Source organism: Streptomyces sp. NBC_00271, assembly GCF_036178845.1.
Lineage (GTDB): Bacteria > Actinomycetota > Actinomycetes > Streptomycetales > Streptomycetaceae > Streptomyces.
Genome location: NZ_CP108070.1, coordinates 3813595 through 3834465, shown reverse-complemented (window position 1 = coordinate 3834465; position 20871 = coordinate 3813595). Strand labels below are relative to the sequence as shown.

Here is a 20871-nt window from a genome sequence, read left to right as displayed (position 1 = left end):
ACGCCGAGTGTTACGAAGAAAGACCTACTATCGGGTAGTTTTGACCGCTTCAGCGTGCACGTGTCGACCGGGTAGCGTGAACTGTCAATCCCCCTCCGTCGCAGGAGCGTGTCCTCGCCGTGCGTATCGCAGTCACCGGCTCCATCGCCACTGACCACCTCATGACCTTCCCCGGCCGTTTCGCCGACCAGTTCGTCGCGGACCAGCTGCACACGGTCTCCCTGTCCTTCCTGGTCGACAACCTCGACGTACGCCGGGGTGGCGTCGGCGCGAACATCGCCTTCGGCATGGGACAGCTGGGCACCCGGCCGATCCTGGTCGGGGCCGCGGGCTCCGACTTCGACGAGTACCGGGCATGGCTCGACCGCCACGGCGTCGACACCGACTCGGTCCGGATCTCCGAGGTGCTGCACACCGCGCGCTTCGTGTGCACCACGGACTCCGACCACAACCAGATCGGCTCCTTCTACACGGGCGCGATGAGCGAGGCCCGGCTGATCGAGCTCAAGGCGGTCGCGGACCGGGTCGGCGGCCTCGACCTCGTCCTGATCGGCGCCGACGACCCGGAGGCGATGCTCCGCCACACGGAGGAGTGCCGTTCCCGCACGATCGCCTTCGCCGCCGACTTCTCGCAGCAGATCGCCCGTATGAACGGCGACGAGATCCGGATACTGCTGGACGGGGCGACCTACCTCTTCTCCAACGAGTACGAGAAGGGGCTCATCGAGTCCAAGACCGGCTGGAGCGACGAGGAGATCCTGTCGAAGGTCGGTCACCGTGTGACGACCCTCGGCGCGCGGGGCGTGCGCATCGAGCGGGCCGGTGAGGACCCGATCGAGGTCGGCTGCCCGGACGAGGAGCGCAAGGCGGACCCGACGGGCGTCGGCGACGCGTTCCGCGCCGGTTTCCTCTCCGGCCTCGCCTGGGGAGTCTCCCTGGAGCGCGCCGCCCAGGTCGGCTGCATGCTCGCGACGCTGGTCATCGAGACGGTCGGCACCCAGGAGTACCAGCTCCGCCGCGCCCACTTCATGGACCGCTTCACCAAGGCGTACGGCGATGACGCGGCCATCGAGGTCAGGGCCCACCTGGCCTGATCGCCGAGGTCAGGGCCCACCTGAACTGATCAGGACACTCCTCCGGACGACCATCTAGGACACCCGGCGGACCACATAGGCGAAGCCGTGGTCCGCCGGCTCCTCCCCGACGTACTCCTGCCCCCGCATCTCGCACCACGCCGGGATGTCCAGCCGGGCGGCCTCGTCGTCCGAGAGGACGCGAACCGTGCCGCCCACCGGCACGTCCCCGATGACCTTGGCCAGTTCGATGACCGGGATGGGGCAGAGCTTGCCGAGGGAGTCCACCACGAGCGTGTCGGAGTCGGCGGGGGGCGGGGAGGGCGGCGCCGACGCCGTCGGGGCGCCGAGTTTCTCGCGTACGTCCGCGACCGCGTCCGGCAGCACCGACAGGAACCGGTCGACGTCCTCGGACGGCGTACCCGGTGGCAGCGAGACCCGGACGTTGCCCTCGCTCAGGACGCCCATCGCCTTCAGGACATGGCTCGGGGTCAGCGTGCTGCTCGTACAGGAGGAGCCGGAGGAGACGGAGAAACCCGCCCGGTCCAGTTCGTGCAGGAGCGTCTCCCCGTCGACGTACAGGCAGGAGAAGGTGACGATCCCCGGGAGACGGTGAACCGCGTCCCCGACCACCTCGACGTCCGGGACCAGTTCGGGCACCCGTACGCGGATCCGCTCCGTCAGTTCCCGCAGGCGCGCGGCCTCCGCGACCGCCTCCGCCCGTACCGCGCGCAGCGACGCCGCCGCGGCCACGACGGCCGGGATGTTCTCGAAGCCCGCCGCCCGCCCCGACTCCCGCTCGTCCAGGGGCCCTTGGGGAGCGAACCGCACCCCCTTGCGCACGACGAGCAGTCCGACCCCCGAAGGTCCGCCCCATTTGTGGGCACTTGCCGTCAGCAGGGACCAGTCGCCCTCCACCCGGCGCCAGGGCAGTGACTGCGCCGCGTCCACCAACAGCGGCACCCCCGCCGCCCGGCACGCCTCCGCGACCTCCCGCACCGGCTGCTCCGTGCCCACCTCGTGGTTGGCGGACTGCAGGCACGCGAGAGCGGTGTCGGGGCGCAGGGCGGCGGCGTAGGAAGAAGGGGAGACGGTGCCCGCGCGGTCGACGGGCACCGTCGTCACCGAGCCGCCCGCCGCCTCGTGGACCTCTGCCGAATGGAGTACCGACGAATGTTCGACGGCTGACACGATCAGGTGGCTTCCGACGCGCCGGCGGCCCGCCAGCGCACCCTCGATCCCGGAGTGCACCGCCCGGGTGCCGGACGAGGTGAAGGTCAGCTCGTCGGGACGGCAGCCCACCGCCTCGGCCGCCGCCTCGCGCGCCGCGTCGAGCAACAATCGGGCCCGCCGCCCCTCCCGGTAGAGCCGCGCGGGATCGGCCCACCCCTCGTCGAGCGAGGCTTGTAGGGCCTGCCGGGCGACGGGATGAAGAGGAGCAGCGGAAGCAGCATCGAAGTAGGCCACACCCCAACGCTAAAGCCCCGCTCGGACCAGCGCCCCCAAGGGGCCGCGAGGCTGTGACATCTGCGGCTCCGCCGCGGGGCGCGACAAGCCACAATGAGCCCGCAGCCGCCGTGATGTCCCCCCGTCCCGAGCTCCTGGGCGCCCCAAACCTCCGTCAGAAGTAGCCCGGAGCAGGGCAACCCACCCCCTTCGGCTGACCCGGCGGCGCGTTGGGCACCCTCCCCGCGCGACCCCAAATAGCGTCCAGTAGGGTTTGGTCCGCATAAACATCCAAACCCCTGCCCGACGCAGGGCGGCGACCGACCAGCGAGAAGGCCGCAGCCAACCGCGCGGGCGAGACTCTCGGGAAGGCGCTACGTGAGTCCCAACGGCTCCGACCGCTCGCCGCGGCGCCCGATGCGGCGGAAGCTGCTGCAGGCATTGACTGCGGGCCTGGTCCTGTCGACCGCCACCGGTTGCACATACAAGGACTTCCCCCGCCTTGGTATGCCCACCCCGACCACAGAAGAGGGTCCGCGGATCCTCTCCCTGTGGCAGGGGTCCTGGGCGGCCGCGCTCGCCGTTGGCGTGCTGGTGTGGGGCCTGATCCTGTGGAGTGTGTTCTTCCACCGGCGCAGTCGCACCAAGGTCGAAGTTCCTCCGCAGACCCGGTACAACATGCCCATCGAGGCGCTGTACACGGTGGTCCCGCTCATCATCGTCTCGGTGCTGTTCTACTTCACCGCCCGCGACGAGACGAAGCTCCTCAGCCTCAAGCAGAAGCCCGACGTCACGGTCAACGTGGTGGGCTATCAGTGGAGCTGGGGCTTCAACTACATCGAGGACGTTCCCGGTGTCACGGGCAACGCCAAGATCGACCCGAACCTGGCCGCCATTCCGGACCGGTTCAAGAAGGACTTCCCGGCGAACGCCGGCGGCGTCTACGAGGTCGGTACGCCAGGTGAGCGGAACCCGCAGACGGGCAACCCCGGTCCGACCCTCTGGCTGCCCAAGGGCAAGACGGTCCGCTTCGTCCTCACTTCGCGTGACGTCATCCACTCCTTCTGGGTGGTGCCGTTCCTGATGAAGATGGACGTCATCCCGGGCCACACCAACTCCTTCCAGGTGACCCCCAACAAGGAGGGCACCTTCCTGGGCAAGTGCGCCGAGCTGTGCGGCGTCGACCACTCCCGGATGCTCTTCAACGTGAAGGTCGTCTCCCCCGAGCGCTACGAGGCCCACCTCAAGCAGCTCGCGGCGCAGGGACAGACCGGTTACGTCCCGGCCGGCATTGAGCAGACGGGCCACGAGAAGAACCGGGAGACGAACAACCTGTGAGCATCCTCAACGAACCTCAGGGTGCCGGGGCAGCCGAAGACTCGTACGAGAACGAGCTGCCGGTGCGGCGCAAGCAGCCGGGCAACGTCGTGATCAAGTGGCTCACCACCACGGACCACAAGACGATCGGCACGCTCTACCTCGTCACGTCGTTCGCGTTCTTCTGCATCGGTGGCGTCATGGCGCTGCTGATGCGCGCCGAACTGGCGCGCCCCGGCACGCAGATCATGTCGAACGAGCAGTTCAACCAGGCGTTCACGATGCACGGCACGATCATGCTGCTGATGTTCGCGACGCCGCTGTTCGCCGGTTTCACGAACTGGATCATGCCGCTGCAGATCGGCGCGCCCGACGTGGCGTTCCCGCGGCTGAACATGTTCGCCTACTGGCTCTACCTGTTCGGCTCGCTCATCGCGGTCGGTGGCTTCCTCACCCCGCAGGGCGCGGCCGACTTCGGCTGGTTCGCCTACAGCCCGCTGTCGGACGCGGTCCGCTCGCCGGGTGTCGGCGCCGACATGTGGATCATGGGTCTGGCCTTCTCCGGCTTCGGCACGATCCTCGGTGCGGTCAACTTCATCACGACCATCATCTGCATGCGCGCTCCCGGCATGACGATGTTCCGTATGCCGATCTTCGTGTGGAACGTGCTGCTCACCGCGGTGCTGGTGCTGCTGGCCTTCCCCGTGCTCGCGGCGGCGCTGTTCGCGCTGGAGGCGGACCGAAAATTCGGTGCGCATGTGTTTGACGCCGCCAATGGCGGAGCCTTGCTATGGCAACACCTCTTCTGGTTCTTCGGCCATCCAGAGGTGTACATCATCGCTCTACCATTCTTCGGCATCATCTCCGAAGTCATCCCGGTGTTCTCCCGCAAGCCGATGTTCGGCTACATGGGCCTGATCGCCGCGACGATCTCCATCGCCGGTCTGTCCGTGACCGTGTGGGCGCACCACATGTACGTCACCGGTGGCGTACTGCTCCCGTTCTTCTCCTTCATGACGTTCCTCATCGCCGTCCCGACAGGCGTGAAGTTCTTCAACTGGATCGGAACGATGTGGAAGGGGTCCTTGAGTTTCGAGACCCCGATGCTCTGGGCGGTCGGCTTCCTGATCACCTTCACCTTCGGTGGTCTGACCGGTGTCATCCTGGCCTCGCCGCCGATGGACTTCCACGTCTCGGACTCGTACTTCGTGGTGGCGCACTTCCACTACGTGATCTTCGGTACGGTCGTGTTCGCGATGTTCTCCGGATTCCACTTCTGGTGGCCGAAGTTCACCGGCAAGATGCTCGACGAGCGCCTCGGAAAGATCACCTTCTGGACGCTGTTCGTGGGCTTCCACGGCACGTTCCTGGTGCAGCACTGGCTGGGTGTCGAGGGCATGCCGCGTCGCTACGCGGACTACCTCGCCGCCGACGGCTTCACCGCGCTGAACACGATCTCGACGATCAGCTCGTTCCTGCTCGGCCTGTCGATCCTGCCGTTCTTCTACAACGTGTGGAAGACCGCCAAGTACGGCAAGAAGGTCGAGGTCGACGACCCGTGGGGCTACGGCCGCTCGCTGGAGTGGGCCACGTCCTGCCCGCCGCCGCGTCACAACTTCCTCACGTTGCCGCGGATCCGTTCCGAATCCCCGGCCTTCGACCTGCACCACCCGGAGATCGCCGCTCTCGACCAGCTCGAGAACGCCGGTCACGGTGAGAAGGCCCTCGCTGGTGGCAAGGAGGCCGGCAAGTGAAGGTCCAAGGCAAGATGTTCCTCTGGCTGGCTGCCTTCATCCTCGTCATCGCCATCGTCTATGGCGTGTGGTCGAAGGAGCCGGCCGGCACCACGGCGCTCTTCCTGGCCTTCGGCCTGAGCGTGATGATCGGCTACTACCTGGCCTTCACGGCCCGGCGGGTGGACCAGCTGGCGCAGGACAACGACGAGGCCGATGTCGCGGACGAGGCCGGCGAGGTGGGCTTCTTCAGCCCGCACAGCTGGCAGCCGCTCGCGCTCGGTATCGGTGGCGCGCTCGCCTTCATGGCCGTCGTCTTCGGCTGGTGGCTGCTGTACTTCGGGTTCCCGCTCATCCTGATCGGCCTGTGGGGCTGGGTCTTCGAGTACTACCACGGTGAGAACCGCACCCAGTAGCACGCGCGCGGTCCCGTAGCGATCGCTGGACACCCCGGAAGCCCGGATTCTCCTGACGGAGAGTCCGGGCTTCCTCTTTTGCCGCACGTCGTATCCCCCGCACGGCTCACTCGCCGCGCCATGGTTGACGGGTGTTCATAGCGTGAGTCCATGAATCACGCACCGCGAATCCGCACGGTCGTCAGCCGCACCACGCTGGTGGTCGCCCTCGGCGCGGCCGCCGCTGCCTGCGGCGGAAGCGGCCACCCGCTCTCCGCCCGGCCGTACGACGCGGCGGGTCAGCTCTCCTTCACCGACGTGGTCGGCGACAGCCGCAAGGTCGACCCGGACAAGCCCCTGGAAGTCACCTCCAAGGGCGACGACGAGCGCATCACCGATGTGACGGCCGTCGACGCGTCGGGGCGCTATGTGGCGGGCGAACTCGCCGCCGACGGCTCCCGATGGCACAGCACCTCACCACTGGCCGCGGGCGCCCACTACACGGTGCACGTGAGCACGGAGGACGAGGACGGCGCCCCCGGACGCCAGATCGTCGACTTCGAGACCACCGCGCCCACCACGAACAAGCCCCTGGGCGTGACTCTGGGGCCCGCCTCGGGCGAGTACGGCGTCGGTCAGCCCATCACCGCCGAACTCAGTGCCCCGGTCAAGGACAAGGCCGCTCGCGCGATCGTCGAGGGCGCCCTGAAGGTCGACTCCGTGCCCGCCGCGGAGGGCGCCTGGCACTGGGTGGACGACAAGACGCTGCACTACCGTCCCAAGGAGTACTGGCCCATCCACGCCACCATCCAGGCCCACAGCAACCTCAAGGGCATCAAGGTCGCCGACCGGCTCTGGGGCGGCGACGCGAAGCCCCTGACGCTCACCACCGGGGACCGCTTCGTCGCCGTCACGGACGCCGCCACGCACTCCATGACGATCTACAAGAACGACCAGGTGATCAACCAGATCCCCGTCACCACCGGCAAGCCGGGCTACGAGACCCGCAACGGCGTCAAGGTCGTACTGAGCAAGGAGCCCTACGTACGCATGCGCGGTACCACCGTCGGCATCGCCGAGGGCAGTGCGGACTCCTACGACCTGCCCGTCTACTGGGCGACCCGGGTCACCTGGAGCGGCGAGTACGTGCACGCCGCGCCCTGGTCGGTGGGGGAGCAGGGGTCCGCCAACGTCAGCCACGGCTGTACCGGGATGAGCACCAGCAACGCCGAGTGGTTCTTCAAGAACGTCCGACCGGGCGACATCGTGAAGGTCCAGAACTCCAACGGCGACGCGATGACCCCGTTCAACAACGGCTTCGGCGACTGGAACGTCGCCTGGAAGGACTGGCGCAACGGCAGCGCCCTGACAGCGGGCACCCCGGAGGGCCCGAAGCTGACGGACCGGGCGAGGCTGCGGCCCGAGAGCGTTTGAGATCGACCCGCCCCGCGCCCCGAAAGGGGCGCGGGGCCGTGTTCTTCTGCGGCTCCGTGCTCTCAGGCGCCCTGCAAGGCCTTACGACGCAGCAGCGAGGCCAACGCGGAGGCGAACTCGACCGGATCCACCGGAAGGGTCACCGCCGCGTCCGCACGGCTCCACGTGGCCAGCCAGGCGTCCTGGGGCCGCCCGATGAGCACCAGCACCGGCGGGCAGTTGAAGATCTCGTCCTTGATCTGCCGGCAGACGCCCATGCCGCCCATCGGAACCGCCTCGCCGTCCAGCACACAGACGTCGATCCCGCCCTTGTCCAGCTCCGTCAGGACGGCGGCGGGCGTGGCGCACTCGACGAACTCGACCTGGGGGACGTCGGGGGCCGGTCTGCGGCCGGTCGCCAGCCGCACCTGCCCCCGGGTGTTGGAGTCGTCGCTGTAGACCAGCACCGTGGCGGTCGGCTGCATTGTTCCTCCACGCATCTAAGAAGCACGGCATTGCTCGGGAACTCCTGGTACCGATGGCGCGGATGCTACCCCCTCGAACACCCCGTCAACACCGGTTCGGACAGGGCTTCGATGGGCCATACGGGCTGGACACACCCCATCAACACCCCGAACGGCACCCCCGGGCGTGAGGGCGGGATAAGCGACCGACATAATGTCGGTCGTGGCGACAGCAACGACAGTAGAAACCGGGCACGCGCACCCGTCGGTCAATCGACCGAACCTCACCAGCGTCGGAACCATCATCTGGCTGAGTTCCGAGCTGATGTTCTTCGCGGCCCTCTTCGCGATGTACTTCACCCTGCGATCGGTGACCGGGCCGGATCACTGGAAGGAGATGGCGAGCCATCTCAACTTCCCGTTCTCGGCCACGAACACCACGATCCTGGTGCTCTCCTCCCTGACCTGCCAGCTCGGCGTGTTCGCCGCCGAGCGCGGGGACGTGAAGAAGCTCCGGATGTGGTTCATCGTCACGTTCGTGATGGGTGCGATCTTCATCGGCGGTCAGATCTTCGAGTACACCGAGCTGGTCAAGAAGGACGGGCTCTCGCTCTCCTCCGACCCGTACGGCTCGGTGTTCTACCTGACCACCGGTTTCCACGGCATGCACGTGACGGGTGGACTCATCGCCTTCCTGTTTGTCCTCGGTCGCACCTACGCGGCCAAGAGGTTCACTCACGAGCAGGCAACCGCAGCCATCGTCGTGTCCTACTACTGGCACTTCGTCGATGTCGTCTGGATCGGCCTCTTCGCCACGATCTACATGATCAAGTAACCGGGCGGCGTCCGCGGCGAACCGATCGCGCGCGACGAACCGATCCATTCCAGAAGCATCGACGCAGAAGATCCTGACACCGGGGTAATCCGTGAAAAAGCTCTCCGCACGACGACGCCATCCGCTGGCGGCGGTCGTCGTCCTACTCCTCGCGCTGGCGGCCACCGGGGGGCTGTACGCCGCGTTCGCACCCGCGAGCAAGGCGCAGGCCGATACGACCGCCCAGTCCCTTGCCATCGACGAGGGCAAGAAGCTCTACTCCGTGGGCTGCGCCAGCTGCCACGGAACCGGCGGTCAGGGGTCCTCCGACGGGCCGAGCCTGGTGGGTGTGGGCGCCGCGGCGGTCGACTTCCAGGTCGGCACCGGCCGTATGCCGGCCCAGCAGCCGGGCGCTCAGATCCCGAAGAAGAAGGTCATCTACTCGCAGGCCGAGATCGACCAGCTCGCGGCGTACATCGCCTCGCTGGGCGCTGGTCCCACGGTGCCTACGAAGAGCCAGGTCAGCCCCGAGGGCGCGGACATCGCCAAGGGCGGCGAGCTCTTCCGTACGAACTGCGCGCAGTGCCACAACTTCACCGGCAAGGGCGGCGCGCTGACGCACGGCAAGTTCGCGCCGAGCCTTGAGGGTGTCGACCCCAAGCACATCTACGAGGCCATGCAGACCGGCCCGCAGAACATGCCGTCCTTCCCCGACACCACGCTGTCGGAGAAGAACAAGAAGGACATCATCGCGTACCTCGACGCGGTCAACGGTGACGACACCGAGAGCCCCGGCGGTCTGGACCTGGGCGGCCTCGGGCCGGTCAGTGAAGGCCTCTTCGGCTGGATCTTCGGTCTTGGCGCCCTGGTCGCCGTCGCCGTCTGGGTCGCCGCTCGGACCGCAAAGGCCAAGAAGTCATGAGTAGCCAAGACATTCCAGAAGAGAACCTGCCCGCTGAGCAGGTCGACGAGCACGGTCACGGCGCGGTAGCCCTCGCGGACGAGACCAACCCGTTCGCGGACCCGGGCCTGCCGCCCCACGAGCCCCGCATCCAGGACATCGACGAGCGGGCCGCCAAGCGGTCCGAGCGTGTCGTCGCCATGCTGTTCACGTTGTCGATGCTGGCCACCGTCGGCTTCATCGCCTCGTACGTGGCGATCCCGAGGGACAAGTCGATCTTCGTCTTCCCGCTCGGGCACATCGGCGCGCTGAACTTCGCGCTGGGGATGACCCTCGGTGTGGCGCTGTTCGCGATCGGCGCGGGCGCGGTCCACTGGGCCCGCACCCTGATGTCCGACGTGGAGATCGCCGACCAGCGTCACCCGATCGAGGCGGAGCCCGAGGTCAAGGCCAAGGTCCTGGCCGACTTCAAGCAGGGCGCCAAGGAGTCCGCGCTCGGCCGCCGCAAGCTGATCCGCAACACGATGTTCGGCGCGCTGGCCCTGTTCCCGCTCTCCGGCGTCATGCTGCTGCGCGACCTGGGTCCGCTGCCCGGCACCAAGCTGCGCCACACGCTCTGGTCCAAGGGCAAGCTGCTCGTCAACATGAACACGAACGAGCCGCTGCGTGCCTCCGACGTCGCCGTCGGCTCGCTCACCTTCGCCAAGCCCGAGGGCCTGGAGGAGCACGACGAGGACTTCCAGCTCCAGATCGCCAAGGCGGCCCTGATGATCGTCCGGCTCCAGCCGGAGAACATCAAGGACAAGCGCGAGCTCGCCTGGTCGCACGAGGGCATCGTGGCGTACTCGAAGATCTGCACCCACGTCGGTTGCCCGATCTCCCTGTACGAGCAGCAGACGCACCACGTGCTCTGCCCCTGCCACCAGTCCACCTTCGACCTCTCCGACGGTGCCCGAGTGATCTTCGGCCCGGCCGGTCACGCCCTGCCGCAGCTGCGCATCGGTGTGAACGAACAGGGCTACCTCGAAGCGCTCGGCGACTTCGAAGAGCCCGTCGGTCCTGCCTTCTGGGAGCGCGGATGAGCACTACCACCACTTCCGACTCGCGCCCCTCGCGCGAGAAGGCCCCGGCCGGCGAGAAAGTCGCCGACTGGGCCGATGGACGGCTCGGGATCTACTCCCTGGCCAAGTCCAACATGCGCAAGATCTTCCCCGACCACTGGTCGTTCATGCTGGGTGAGATCTGCCTCTACAGCTTCATCATCATCATCCTCACGGGTGTGTACCTGACGCTGTTCTTCCACCCGTCGATGAACGAGGTCACGTACCACGGCAGCTACGTCCCCCTGCAGGGACAGCTGATGTCCGAGGCGTTCAACTCGACCATGCACATCTCCTTCGAGGTGCGCGGTGGTCTGCTGGTCCGGCAGATCCACCACTGGGCGGCGCTGATCTTCCTCGCCGGCATGTTCGTGCACATGATGCGTGTGTTCTTCACGGGTGCGTTCCGCAAGCCGCGTGAGGTCAACTGGCTGTTCGGCTTCCTGCTGTTCGTCCTGGGCATGTTCACCGGCTTCACCGGTTACTCGCTCCCGGACGACCTGCTTTCCGGCACCGGTGTCCGCTTCATGGAGGGCGCGGTCCTGTCCGTGCCGATCGTCGGCACGTACCTGGCGTTCTTCCTCTTCGGCGGCCAGTTCCCGGGCGGCGACTTCGTCGCGCGGTTCTACTCGGTCCACATCCTGCTGCTGCCGGGCATCATGCTCGGCCTGGTGGTCGGCCACCTGATCCTGGTCTTCTACCACAAGCACACGCAGTTCGCGGGCCCCGGAAAGACGAACAACAACGTCGTCGGCATGCCGCTGCTGCCGGTCTACATGGCCAAGGCCGGAGGCTTCTTCTTCCTGGTCTTCGGTGTCATCGCGGCCATCTCGGCGATCGCCTCGATCAACCCGATCTGGACCATGGGCCCCTACCGTCCGGACATGGTGTCCACGGGCGCCCAGCCCGACTGGTACATGGGCTTCTCCGAGGGCCTGATCCGTGTCATGCCGGGCTGGGAGATCAACGTCTGGGGTCACACGCTCGTGCTGGGCGTGTTCATCCCGCTGGTGATCTTCCCGCTGGTCCTGGTCGCGATCGCGGTCTACCCGTTCATCGAGTCCTGGGTCACCGGCGACAAGCGTGAGCACCACATCCTGGACCGCCCGCGCAACGTCCCGACCCGGACCGCGTTCGGTGCCGCCTGGATCAGCTGGTACTTCGTCCTGCTCGTCGGTGGTGGCAACGACATCTGGGCCACGCACTTCCACCTGTCGATCAACTCGATCACCTGGTTCGTGCGCATCGGCTTCTTCGTCGTGCCGGTCATCGTGTTCGTCATCACCAAGCGGGTCTGCCTCGGCCTCCAGCGCCGCGACAAGGACAAGGTGCTGCACGGCCGCGAGTCGGGCATCATCAAGCGCCTGCCGCACGGTGAGTTCATCGAGGTGCACGAGCCGCTCAGCCAGGACGCCCTGCACACGCTCACCGCGCACGAGCAGTACCAGCCCGCCCAGATCGGCGCGACGGTCGACGAGAACGGTGTCGAGCGCAAGGTGAAGGGCACGGAGAGGCTGCGCTCCAAGCTCAGCGAGGGCTTCTACGGGGAGGACAGCCAGATCCCCAAGCCCACGGTCGAGGAGTACAAGGAGATCACGAGCGGCCACGGCCACCACTGATCTTCCGACCGGTTGACCGGTCTTCACTGATCGCCACGGCGAGAGCCTCCGTCCATTGCCTGGACGGGGGCTCTTTGCCGTCTCCGGGCCTGGATAGGGTGTTCCCATCTACACAAGGAGTCCCTTTGCCGGGACGACGGACCCAGGAGCGGCTTATGAGCGCTGTGAACCCCGCTGGAGGCAACACCGCGGCGGGCCGTTCCTGGCCCGTGGTGCTGAACGGCCTGCTCGAGGGCCGCGACCAGAGCGCGGACGACACGGCCTGGGCGATGGACCGGATCATGAGCGGCGAGGCGACGGACGCGCAGATCGCCGGGTTCGCGGTGGCGCTGCGGGCCAAGGGCGAGACGGTCGAGGAGATCTCCGGTCTGGTCCGGACGATGTACGAGCACGCCAATGTGATCGAGGTGCCGGGGGACACCGTCGACATCGTCGGTACGGGCGGTGACGGCGCGAAGACGGTGAACATCTCCACGATGTCGTCGATCGTCGTGGCCGGGACCGGCGCCAAGGTCGTCAAGCACGGCAACCGGGCCGCGTCCTCCGCGTCCGGTGCCTCGGACGTCCTGGAGAAGCTCGGCGTCAATCTGGACCTGACGACGAAGCGGGTGGCCGAGGTCGCGGAGGAGGCCGGGATCACCTTCTGCTTCGCGGTGAAGTTCCACCCGGCGCTGCGTCATGTCGCGGCGGCTCGGGGGCAGTTGGGGATCCGGACCACGTTCAACGTGCTGGGTCCGCTGACGAACCCGGCGCGGGTGAAGGCACAGGCCGTCGGAGTCGCGGACCTGCGTATGGCACCGATCGTGGCGGGCGTGTTCGCCGAGCGCGGCAACTCCTCGCTCGTCTTCCGCGGCGACGACGGCCTGGACGAGCTGACCACCACCGCGACGTCCCGGGTCTGGGTCGTCCGCGACGGCAAGGTCACCGAGGAGCGCTTCGACCCGCGTGACGTCGGCCTCGAACTCGTCCCCGTGGAGGCCCTGCGCGGCGCCGACGCGTCCTACAACGCGGACGTCGCCCGTCGCCTGCTCAACGGCGAGACGGGGCCCGTACGGGACGCTGTGCTGCTGAATTCCGCGGCGGCCCTCGTCGCCCTGTCCCCGACCGACGCGCCGCTCGCGGACCAGCTCCGCGCCGGGATGGCGAAGGCGGCGGAGGCGATCGACTCGGGGGCGGCGAAGCGGACGCTGGAACGCTGGGTGGCTGCGAGCCAGTCGTAGTCCGGTTGTTCGGCCGCGGGCTGGCGGGGGTTGCCCGCGCAGTTCTCCGCGCCCCCAAAAGGGGCGCGGAGAATTGCGCGATCTTTTGCGGGTCTGGGGGCGGAGACCCCAGGTAGGGACTCGGCGTCCCGGCATACGGACGTCGGGTTGCGGGGGGAAGATCTTGTGGCAGGATGCCGTATCAGGTCATGAGCGACAGCCATCAGGCCCCGGCCGGCTGTCCGGCAACCCTCCGTCCGTGGCGGGGTGCCCCGGGTGAAGACCAGGCCGTAGGCAGCGAGGTCTACGGCAAGCGCGGACCCCTCGAGAATCCCAGGGGTCCTGGTCGTTCGAGGGAGCCTTCTGTGAGCAAGCGAATGCGATAGGGCGTAGAGCCCCGCCTCCGCACACCCCTTTTGCCTTTCCTCCCTGCGCCGAGCCGCGCGGGTGCACAGCGGTACCCCCGTGCACCCGGCCCGCGCAGCGATTCCGCCTGCCTCTCACAGGAGCTCGCCATGTCTGTCTCCACCGCTGCCGCCAACCAGACCCTTTGCGCCCCTCTGCCCGTTCTGGGCCGAGATGTCACCGTCCCGCTCGTGACCGGCGGTGAGGTCACCTACGCCGCGCTCGACTACGCCGCCAGCGCCCCCGCCCTCCAGCGGGTGTGGGACGACGTCGCCGCGTACGCCCCGTACTACGGCAGCGTGCACCGCGGCGCCGGGTACCTCTCCCAGCTTTCCACCGACCTCTTCGAGAACGCCCGCAGGACCGTCGCGGAGTTCCTCGACTGCCGGGGCGACGACCAGGTCGTCTTCACCCGCTCCACCACCGACTCCCTCAACCTGCTCGCCGCCACGCTTCCGGCCGACTGCCAGGTGTTCGTCTTCGAGACGGAACACCACGCCTCGCTGCTGCCGTGGAAGGACGCCCGGGTCACCTACCTCGACGCGCCCCGCACCCCGCAGGAGGCCGTCACGGCCCTGGAGCGGGCCCTCGCCGCCCGCGACCCCCACGGCCCGGCCCTGGTCTGCGTCACCGGCGCCTCGAACGTCACCGGCGAGCTGTGGCCGGTGCGCGAGCTGGCCGCCGCCGCGCACGCGCACGGTGCCCGGATCGTCCTGGACGCCGCCCAGCTCGCCCCGCACCACCCGGTGTCGGTGCGGGACCTCGACGTCGACTGGGTCGCCTTCTCCGGGCACAAGCTGTACGCGCCGTTCGGCTCCGGCGTGCTCGCGGGCCGCGCCGACTGGCTGCGCGAGGCCGAGCCGTATCTCGCGGGCGGCGGCGCCAGCCGCAAGGTCACGCGGCGGGTGGACGGCGGTGTGGACGTGGAGTGGCACGAGAGCGCGGCCCGGCACGAGGCCGGTTCGCCGAACGTGATCGGCGCCTACTCCATCGCCTCCGCCTGCAAGGCGCTGACCGAGGCCGGTTTCGACACGCTCGTCGCCCGCGAGGAGCAGCTGATCGGGGCCGTCCGCGCCGGTCTGGCCGAGGTGCCCGAGGTCCGCGTCCTGTCGCTCTTCGGCGACGACGCCCCGCGCGTCGGCGTCATCTCGTTCGTCGTCGAGGGCTGGAACAGCTCGCACTTCGCGGCCGCGCTGTCCGCCGAGTACGGGATCGGGGTGCGGGACGGTCTCTTCTGCGCGCACCCGCTGCTGCGGACGCTGCTCGGCAGCGATCCGCAGACGCAGGGGGAGTGCGGGGCGCCCGAGGCCGCGCCCGGGGAGAAGTCCCTCAACGCGATCCGCGTCAGCTTCGGGGCCGGTACGCCCGACGAGCACGTGGAGCGGTTCGTGCGCGCGGTGAAGGAACTGGTGCGGGACGGGGCGAAGTGGAACTACCGCACGGAGGACGGCCGCTGCGTTCCGGCGGTCTGAGATTGGCTGGGGGTGCGTGGGGGTGCGTGGGGGCCCCGCCCCCCCACATCTCCCCAAAAGGACCGCGCGGCCGTGCCTAGCTGTCGAGGCCGATGGCGAACGCCGCCTCCAGGTCGTGCTGGGAGTACGTGCGGAACGCGACGTGGGTGTCCGTCCCCTCGACGCCGGGGATCTTGCTGATCTTGCCGGGGATGACGTCCGCCAGGTCGTCGTGGGCCTTCACCCGGACCATGGCGATCAGGTCGTACGTACCGGTGACGGAGAAGACCTCGCTGACACTGTCCAGCGCGGCGATCGACTCGGCGATCTCGGGGATCCGGTCCACGCTGGTCTTGATGAGCACGATCGCGGTGATCACGGCTGGTTTTCTCCCTCGGGGGCTGCTGCTGGGGTTTTCACTCTAGTCGGCCGCCCGAACCGCACCCACGCGTAGACGAACCCCAGCGAGAAGCCCACCAGGTGGGCCAGATAGGCGACCCCGGGGCCCGAGGGGCTGCGGCCCGCCGCCAGCCATTGCAGGGTCACCCAGAAGGGCAGCACGACCCAGGCGGGGAAGCGCAGCGGCAGGAAGAAGAGGAACGGGAAGAGACTGGTCACCCGGGCCCTGGGGAACAGGTACAGGAACGCTCCGAGGACCGCGGAGATCGCCCCCGAGGCGCCGACCAGGGTCTGCTCGGAGCCGGAGTTGGCGATCGCGTAACCCAGCAGAGCGAGGTACCCGCAGACCACGTAGAAGACGGCGAACTGGACGTGGCCCATGCGTTCCTCGGTCATCGCTCCGAAGACGTAGAAGAAGAGCATGTTGCCCAGGAGGTGGAGCCAGCTGCCGTGGATGAACAGGGCCGTGGCCGGGGTGAGCCAGGCGCCCGGGGTCCCGTCGAAGAGCTCGGCGGGGATCACGCCCCAGCGCCGGAAGTAGGCCCGCTGGGCGACCACCAGCGCGTCCCCGGTCCCGAACGACGGATTGAGTCCCGAGGCGGGACCGATCAGGAAGATCAGGCAGCACAGGAAGATCAGCCCGTACGTCACCGGCGCGGACTGACCGCGCATCGTCCTGCCGACCGCCGTACCCCAGGTGCTGATCATGGTACAGAGCATGACGTAACCGGACCGATGCGCACAGAGTGCCTCGCCGCCATGGACGGCCGAGCGTCGAGTACCCGCCAGGCCGTAGGGTAACGAGCCACACGCGCCGGAGACCGGTGTCGGACGGACACTAGAAGGAAAGCGACTGCCACATGACGGTTCCCCTCCCGACCGCCGAGACTCGCTGGCGCTGCACACTCTGCGGCAACCTCACGCGATTCGACGTGACCCGCTCGTCCAAGGTCGTCGAGTATGTGCACCTCGACCTGGCCGGTGAGCCGAACGTCGAGGAGCGCAAGGTGGTCAGTGAGACCATCGAGTCGGTGCGCTGCCGGTGGTGCAACGCGGTGGACCAGGTGGAACTGGTGGACAGGCCGGGCGCCGGCTCCTGAGGGAGCGGGCCCCGCACAGACATTGGGGTGACGGATGGTGGAGACCACAGGCGGGGAGCCGGACGACGGCGCCGCTGAGGTGCTCGACCGTCCGCTGCCCGACGGGGTGCGTCGACGGGTCGTACAGATCGTGTCGGACGGCTTCGGCGGGTTGACCGTCGCCGAACTACCCGCCCAATTGCGGCAGTATGCGCGGTTCGCCCCCAATCGGCGCGCGAAGTTCGCCGGCAACGCCATGGCCGCCGCGCTGGAGACCGACCCGCTGTTCCGGCAGCGTATCGCCGAAAAGCTCAGAGAGGCGCAGCCGGAGCTCGTCGGTGCCCTCGACTCGGGCGCGCCGCCGCCGGCCGCGGATCCGCTGGACGTGGCGGCCGCGGCCTATGTGCTGCGCCCCACGGGCTGGGTGAAGCTGGTGACCGCCGCGGGTGAGGAGGCCCTGCGGGCGGACGCCGAGCGCGCGGACGAGGAGAGCCGGGCGGAGCTGGAGCGGCTGCGCGAGGAGCTCGCTCAGGCGCGTGGTCAGACCAAGGCCGAAACCGAGCGGTTGCGCACGGAGTTGGAGTCCGCGAAGAGGGAAGCGGAATCGCTTCACCGCAAGTTGCGCGGCGCCCTCAGCGACGTCAAGCGGGGCGAGGCCGCGCTGCGCAAGCTGCAGGGCGAGATGGACACCACACGGGCGGACGGGCAGGCCCAGGTGTCCGCCGCCGAGAGCGAGACCCGGCGGCTCAAGGCGCGGCTCTCGGAGGCCGAGGCGGCCCTGGAGGCCACCCGCAAGGCGGCGCGCGAGGGTCGCAGCGTCGAGGACATGCGCGTACGGCTGTTGCTCGACACCGTGCTGGAGGCGGCCCAGGGGCTGCGCCGGGAGCTCGCGCTGCCGCCCGTGTCCGTACGGCCGGCGGAGACCGTGGACGCGGTCGAACCGGGGCGCATGACGCCCAAGGACATCGCGGCCCGTGCGCTGTCCGAAAATGATCCCGCGATCCTCGACCAGCTGCTCGCGCTGCCGCAGGCGCATCTGGTCGTCGACGGCTACAACGTCACCAAGACCGGCTATCCGCAGATGCCGCTGGAGAAGCAGCGGCTCAGGCTGCTGGGGCAGCTCTCGCAGCTCGCCGCGCAGACCGGGGCCGAGGTGACGTGCGTCTTCGACGGGGCCGAGCTGGCGGCGCCCGTGCTGCTCGCGCCGCCGCGCGGGGTGCGGGTGCTGTTCTCCAAAGCGGGGGTCACGGCGGACGAGTTGATCCGCCAGCTGGTGCGCGCCGAGCCGCCCGGGCGGCCCGTCATCGTGGTCTCCACCGACCGTGAGGTGGCCGACGGGATCGCCAAGGCCGGCGCTCGCCCGGTGGCCTCCGTGGTGCTTCTCAAGCGCTTTTCGCGCGGCTGAAACAGTCGTCGGCGATCTGTGCCGTACACCCCAAAGAGCCCGTACGCCCCATCCGTAACATCCGGGCGTTGTGCCCGAATTGGCGAAACCTTCACGCAACGTAGCGTCAGCTCCACATCACTGCATGTGAGTTGAGTGCAAAGAATGCGCTGGGTGACTAAGAATTTTCAGGTTTGGATTTGAACTGATCACAGGAAGGTCACTAGGGTCGGGGCTCGAACCTCCACTCGGGTGATCACTCATTGGGAGTGACGGTGGGGGGACACCGCCCGTCGGCGTCTCGGCAGGCGGCTGGAGGAAGAAGGAGCTCGCCTTCGTGGCGTCCCACCGTCGACCCAAGCAGCCGAGCCGCACCCGTGTGACCGTGCTCACCACCGCCGCAGCCGCTGCCGTTGTCCTCAGCGCCAACGCCGCCAACGCCGCGCCCAGCGAGAAGCCGAGCAAGGACGAGGTCAAGAGCAAGGTCGACAAGCTTTACGAGGAGACCGAGCAGGCCACCGAGAAGCTCGACGGGGCCAAGGAGAAGCAGGACAAGCTGGAGAAGGAAATCAGCACCCTGCAGGACAACGTGGCCCGCGGCCAGGACGAGCTCAACGCCCTGCGCGACGGACTCGGTTCGATGGCCAGCGCCCAGTACCGCACCGGCGGCATCGACCCCTCCGTGGCACTGTTCCTCTCCTCGGACCCGGACGACTACCTGGACAAGGCGTCCGCGATGGACCAGCTGAGCAGTCAGCAGGTCGAGGCGCTGAAGAAGGTCCAGGAGAAGCAGCGTTCGCTCGCCCAGCAGCGGCAGGAAGCCTCTGCGAAGCTCAAGGACCTCGCCGACACCCGTACGGAACTGGCCAAGCAGAAGAAGACGGTTCAGACCAAGCTCGCCGCGGCGCAGAAGCTCCTCAACTCCCTGACGGCCAAGGAGAAGGCGGCTCTGGACGCGCAGCAGTCCCGCGCCACTCGCGCCAGCGAGCGCACCGTTCTCGGCGACCCCGGTACACCCGCGTCCGGGCGCGCCGGTGCCGCGTTCTCCGCCGGACAGACCAAGATCGGCTCGCCGTACGTCTACGGCGCCTCCGGCCCCAGCTCCTTCGACTGCTCGGGCTTCACCTCGTGGGCGTACGCCCAGGCCGGTGTCTCCATCCCGCGCACCTCGGAGTCGCAGGCGACCATAGGCACCCGCATCTACTCGCAGAGCGATCTGCAGGTCGGCGACCTGGTCTTCTTCTTCGGCGACCTGCACCACGTCGGCCTCTACGCGGGCAACGGCCAGGTGCTGCACGCCCCGCGCACCGGAACCGTCGTGCGCTACGAGTCGATGAGCACCATCGGTGGAGCGTTCCAGTTCGGCGTCCGGGTCTGATCCGGCTCCCCGAACCCTCCGAGATCCTTTCGAGGCCCCCTCGACATGCCGCCCGAACGGGCGAATCGCGGTAGCTCCCGCTGACCCCCCGCCCCGTCGGTGACCTGCGTCTCCGGCGGGGCGCCGCGTTGTGCGCCCCTGGAGGTCTTTGGTCGGTGCGTGGTCGCACGGCTACTGTCTGGCGCGTTTCCCCCAACTCCGGGGGACCGTCAGCGGAAGGGAGAGCGGCTACTCGTGGGGTCCCATCGCCGCCGTCCACCGTCCGGGTTCGACCGGGGCGTCAGCGCCGCGGGCATCGCCGGCATCGCCGTGACCGTGATGTCCGTCGCGGCCGCCGCCCTCGGGGCCGTACCGGCCGCCGCAGCACCGAAGGACGACACCCGGGCCGAGGTGGACCGCCTGTACACCCAGGCGGAGAAGGCAACCGAGGCGTTCAACAAGGCCGATGAGAGCGCGGGAGTCCTGCGCAAAGAGGTGCGCACGGCACAGGACCGCATCGCCCGGCAGCAGGAGCGCATCAACACCATGCGGGACGCGCTCGGTTCGCTCGCCGGGGCCCAGTACCGCGCGGGCGGCCTCGACCCCTCCCTGGCGCTGCTCTTCTCCGACAGCCCCGCCGAGTACCTCGACAAGGCCGCCGCGCTCGACCGGATCAACGCCCACCAGGCGGGCGAACTCAAGGACCTCCAGCTCGCCATGCGCGACCTCGCCCAGGAGCGCGAGGAGGCGACCGCCGAACTCGCCGAGCTGGAGAAGAGCACCAAGGCCGCCGCCCGGCACAAGCGGACCGTCGAACGGAAGCTCGCCAAGGCGCGCATACTGCTCAACTCGCTGCCGTCCGCCGAGCGCGCCGCCTACGACCGGGCCTCCCGCTCCGGACGCTCCGACCTGCCCGAACTCGGCAGTGTCACGCCCGCCTCGGGGCGCGCCGCCGCCGCCCTCGCCGCGGCCCGCTCCGCACTCGGCCGCCCCTACATGTGGGGCGCCAACGGGCCCGGCGGATTCGACTGTTCGGGTCTCATGCAGTGGTCGTACCGGCAGGCGGGCATCGGTCTGCCGCGCACCTCCCAGGAACAGCGCTACGCCGGACGGCAGGTGTCGCTCTCCCAGGCGCAGCCCGGCGACCTCGTCACCTACCGTTCCGACGCGAGTCATGTCGCGATGTACGTGGGCAACGGTCAGGTGATCCACGCGCCCTACCCAGGTGCGCCGGTGCGCTACGACCCGGTGGGCATGATGCCCATCTCGTCCGTGACGCGGGTCTGACCCCCGCGCCCGGGCGCCGTACGACCCGGGCGCCG

19 protein-coding genes and 1 riboswitch are annotated in these 20871 nt (G+C 68.5%); of the genes, 15 read left to right on the top strand and 4 right to left on the bottom strand.

Annotated features, from left to right (window positions below; all coding sequences use genetic code 11):
- The first annotated feature begins 119 nt into the window (after positions 1-119).
- Positions 120-1094, top strand: a complete 975-nt coding sequence (locus tag OG798_RS17855; protein WP_095855104.1) for a carbohydrate kinase family protein — start codon at positions 120-122, stop codon at positions 1092-1094.
- A gap of 54 nt (positions 1095-1148) precedes the next feature.
- Here OG798_RS17855 and OG798_RS17850 read toward each other — a convergent pair whose 3' ends face one another.
- On the bottom strand, positions 1149-2540 hold the full coding sequence (locus OG798_RS17850; protein WP_328757299.1) for a cysteine desulfurase/sulfurtransferase TusA family protein: 1392 nt from the start codon (positions 2538-2540) through the stop codon (positions 1149-1151).
- A gap of 357 nt (positions 2541-2897) precedes the next feature.
- Here OG798_RS17850 and ctaC point away from each other — a divergent pair, with 357 nt between their 5' ends.
- The 4 genes from ctaC (at position 2898) to OG798_RS17830 (ending at position 7398) form a co-directional block, all read left to right on the top strand.
- Positions 2898-3857, top strand: coding sequence for an aa3-type cytochrome oxidase subunit II (ctaC, locus tag OG798_RS17845; protein ID WP_095855106.1), 960 nt, complete (start codon positions 2898-2900; stop codon positions 3855-3857).
- Positions 3854-5590: an aa3-type cytochrome oxidase subunit I gene (ctaD, locus tag OG798_RS17840; protein WP_054231556.1), complete on the top strand. Its 1737-nt coding sequence runs from the start codon at positions 3854-3856 to the stop codon at positions 5588-5590. The genes ctaC and ctaD overlap by 4 nt, the downstream gene beginning before the upstream one ends.
- On the top strand, positions 5587-5985 hold the full coding sequence (locus OG798_RS17835) for a cytochrome c oxidase subunit 4 (RefSeq protein ID WP_095855107.1): 399 nt from the start codon (positions 5587-5589) through the stop codon (positions 5983-5985). The genes ctaD and OG798_RS17835 overlap by 4 nt, the downstream gene beginning before the upstream one ends.
- 150 nt (positions 5986-6135) lie before the next feature.
- The gene (locus OG798_RS17830; RefSeq protein ID WP_095855108.1) at positions 6136-7398 is read left to right on the top strand and encodes a L,D-transpeptidase; all 1263 of its coding nucleotides are present in this window, start codon (positions 6136-6138) and stop codon (positions 7396-7398) included.
- 62 nt (positions 7399-7460) lie between these two features.
- Here the strand turns inward: OG798_RS17830 and OG798_RS17825 are convergent, their stop codons facing one another.
- Positions 7461-7862 (bottom strand): response regulator transcription factor, encoded by a 402-nt coding sequence (locus OG798_RS17825; RefSeq protein WP_095855109.1) that lies wholly within the window; start codon positions 7860-7862, stop codon positions 7461-7463.
- Between the two features lie 193 nt (positions 7863-8055).
- On the opposite strand from OG798_RS17825, the gene ctaE reads away from it, so the two are divergent.
- From ctaE to OG798_RS17795, 6 genes are all read left to right on the top strand, one after another.
- Entirely contained in the window at positions 8056-8676 is a 621-nt protein-coding gene (gene ctaE / locus OG798_RS17820) for an aa3-type cytochrome oxidase subunit III (protein ID WP_095855110.1), read from the top strand.
- Between the two features lie 91 nt (positions 8677-8767).
- Positions 8768-9577 (top strand): cytochrome bc1 complex diheme cytochrome c subunit, encoded by an 810-nt coding sequence (gene qcrC, locus OG798_RS17815; RefSeq protein ID WP_095855111.1) that lies wholly within the window; start codon positions 8768-8770, stop codon positions 9575-9577.
- Positions 9574-10638 (top strand): cytochrome bc1 complex Rieske iron-sulfur subunit, encoded by a 1065-nt coding sequence (gene qcrA, locus OG798_RS17810; RefSeq protein ID WP_095855112.1) that lies wholly within the window; start codon positions 9574-9576, stop codon positions 10636-10638. The genes qcrC and qcrA overlap by 4 nt, the downstream gene beginning before the upstream one ends.
- Positions 10635-12275: a cytochrome bc1 complex cytochrome b subunit gene (gene qcrB, locus OG798_RS17805; protein WP_095855113.1), complete on the top strand. Its 1641-nt coding sequence runs from the start codon at positions 10635-10637 to the stop codon at positions 12273-12275. The genes qcrA and qcrB overlap by 4 nt, the downstream gene beginning before the upstream one ends.
- Before the next feature lie 155 nt (positions 12276-12430).
- Entirely contained in the window at positions 12431-13495 is a 1065-nt protein-coding gene (trpD, locus tag OG798_RS17800; protein WP_095855114.1) for an anthranilate phosphoribosyltransferase, read from the top strand.
- 184 nt (positions 13496-13679) lie between these two features.
- Positions 13680-13796: riboswitch (SAM riboswitch) on the top strand.
- 193 nt (positions 13797-13989) lie between these two features.
- Positions 13990-15351: an aminotransferase class V-fold PLP-dependent enzyme gene (locus tag OG798_RS17795; RefSeq protein WP_328757298.1), complete on the top strand. Its 1362-nt coding sequence runs from the start codon at positions 13990-13992 to the stop codon at positions 15349-15351.
- Positions 15352-15427: 76 nt separating this feature from the next.
- Here the strand turns inward: OG798_RS17795 and OG798_RS17790 are convergent, their stop codons facing one another.
- Together OG798_RS17790 and OG798_RS17785 are read right to left on the bottom strand one after the other, a co-directional pair.
- Positions 15428-15709, bottom strand: a complete 282-nt coding sequence (locus OG798_RS17790) for an Lrp/AsnC family transcriptional regulator (protein ID WP_054231546.1) — start codon at positions 15707-15709, stop codon at positions 15428-15430.
- A complete protein-coding gene (locus OG798_RS17785) occupies positions 15706-16437 on the bottom strand; it encodes a rhomboid family intramembrane serine protease (protein WP_120987272.1) in 732 nt (243 codons plus the stop codon). Before OG798_RS17785 ends, OG798_RS17790 begins: the two co-directional genes overlap by 4 nt.
- A 152-nt stretch (positions 16438-16589) precedes the next feature.
- Between OG798_RS17785 and OG798_RS17780 the strand changes: the two genes are divergently transcribed.
- From OG798_RS17780 to OG798_RS17765, 4 genes are all read left to right on the top strand, one after another.
- Positions 16590-16829, top strand: coding sequence for a hypothetical protein (locus tag OG798_RS17780; protein WP_054231545.1), 240 nt, complete (start codon positions 16590-16592; stop codon positions 16827-16829).
- Positions 16830-16863: 34 nt separating this feature from the next.
- Positions 16864-18213, top strand: a complete 1350-nt coding sequence (locus OG798_RS17775) for an NYN domain-containing protein (RefSeq protein ID WP_095855116.1) — start codon at positions 16864-16866, stop codon at positions 18211-18213.
- 316 nt (positions 18214-18529) lie between these two features.
- Positions 18530-19570, top strand: coding sequence for a C40 family peptidase (locus OG798_RS17770; protein WP_095855117.1), 1041 nt, complete (start codon positions 18530-18532; stop codon positions 19568-19570).
- Positions 19571-19804: 234 nt separating this feature from the next.
- Positions 19805-20836: a C40 family peptidase gene (locus tag OG798_RS17765; RefSeq protein ID WP_097226170.1), complete on the top strand. Its 1032-nt coding sequence runs from the start codon at positions 19805-19807 to the stop codon at positions 20834-20836.
- The last annotated feature ends 35 nt before the right edge of the window (positions 20837-20871 follow it).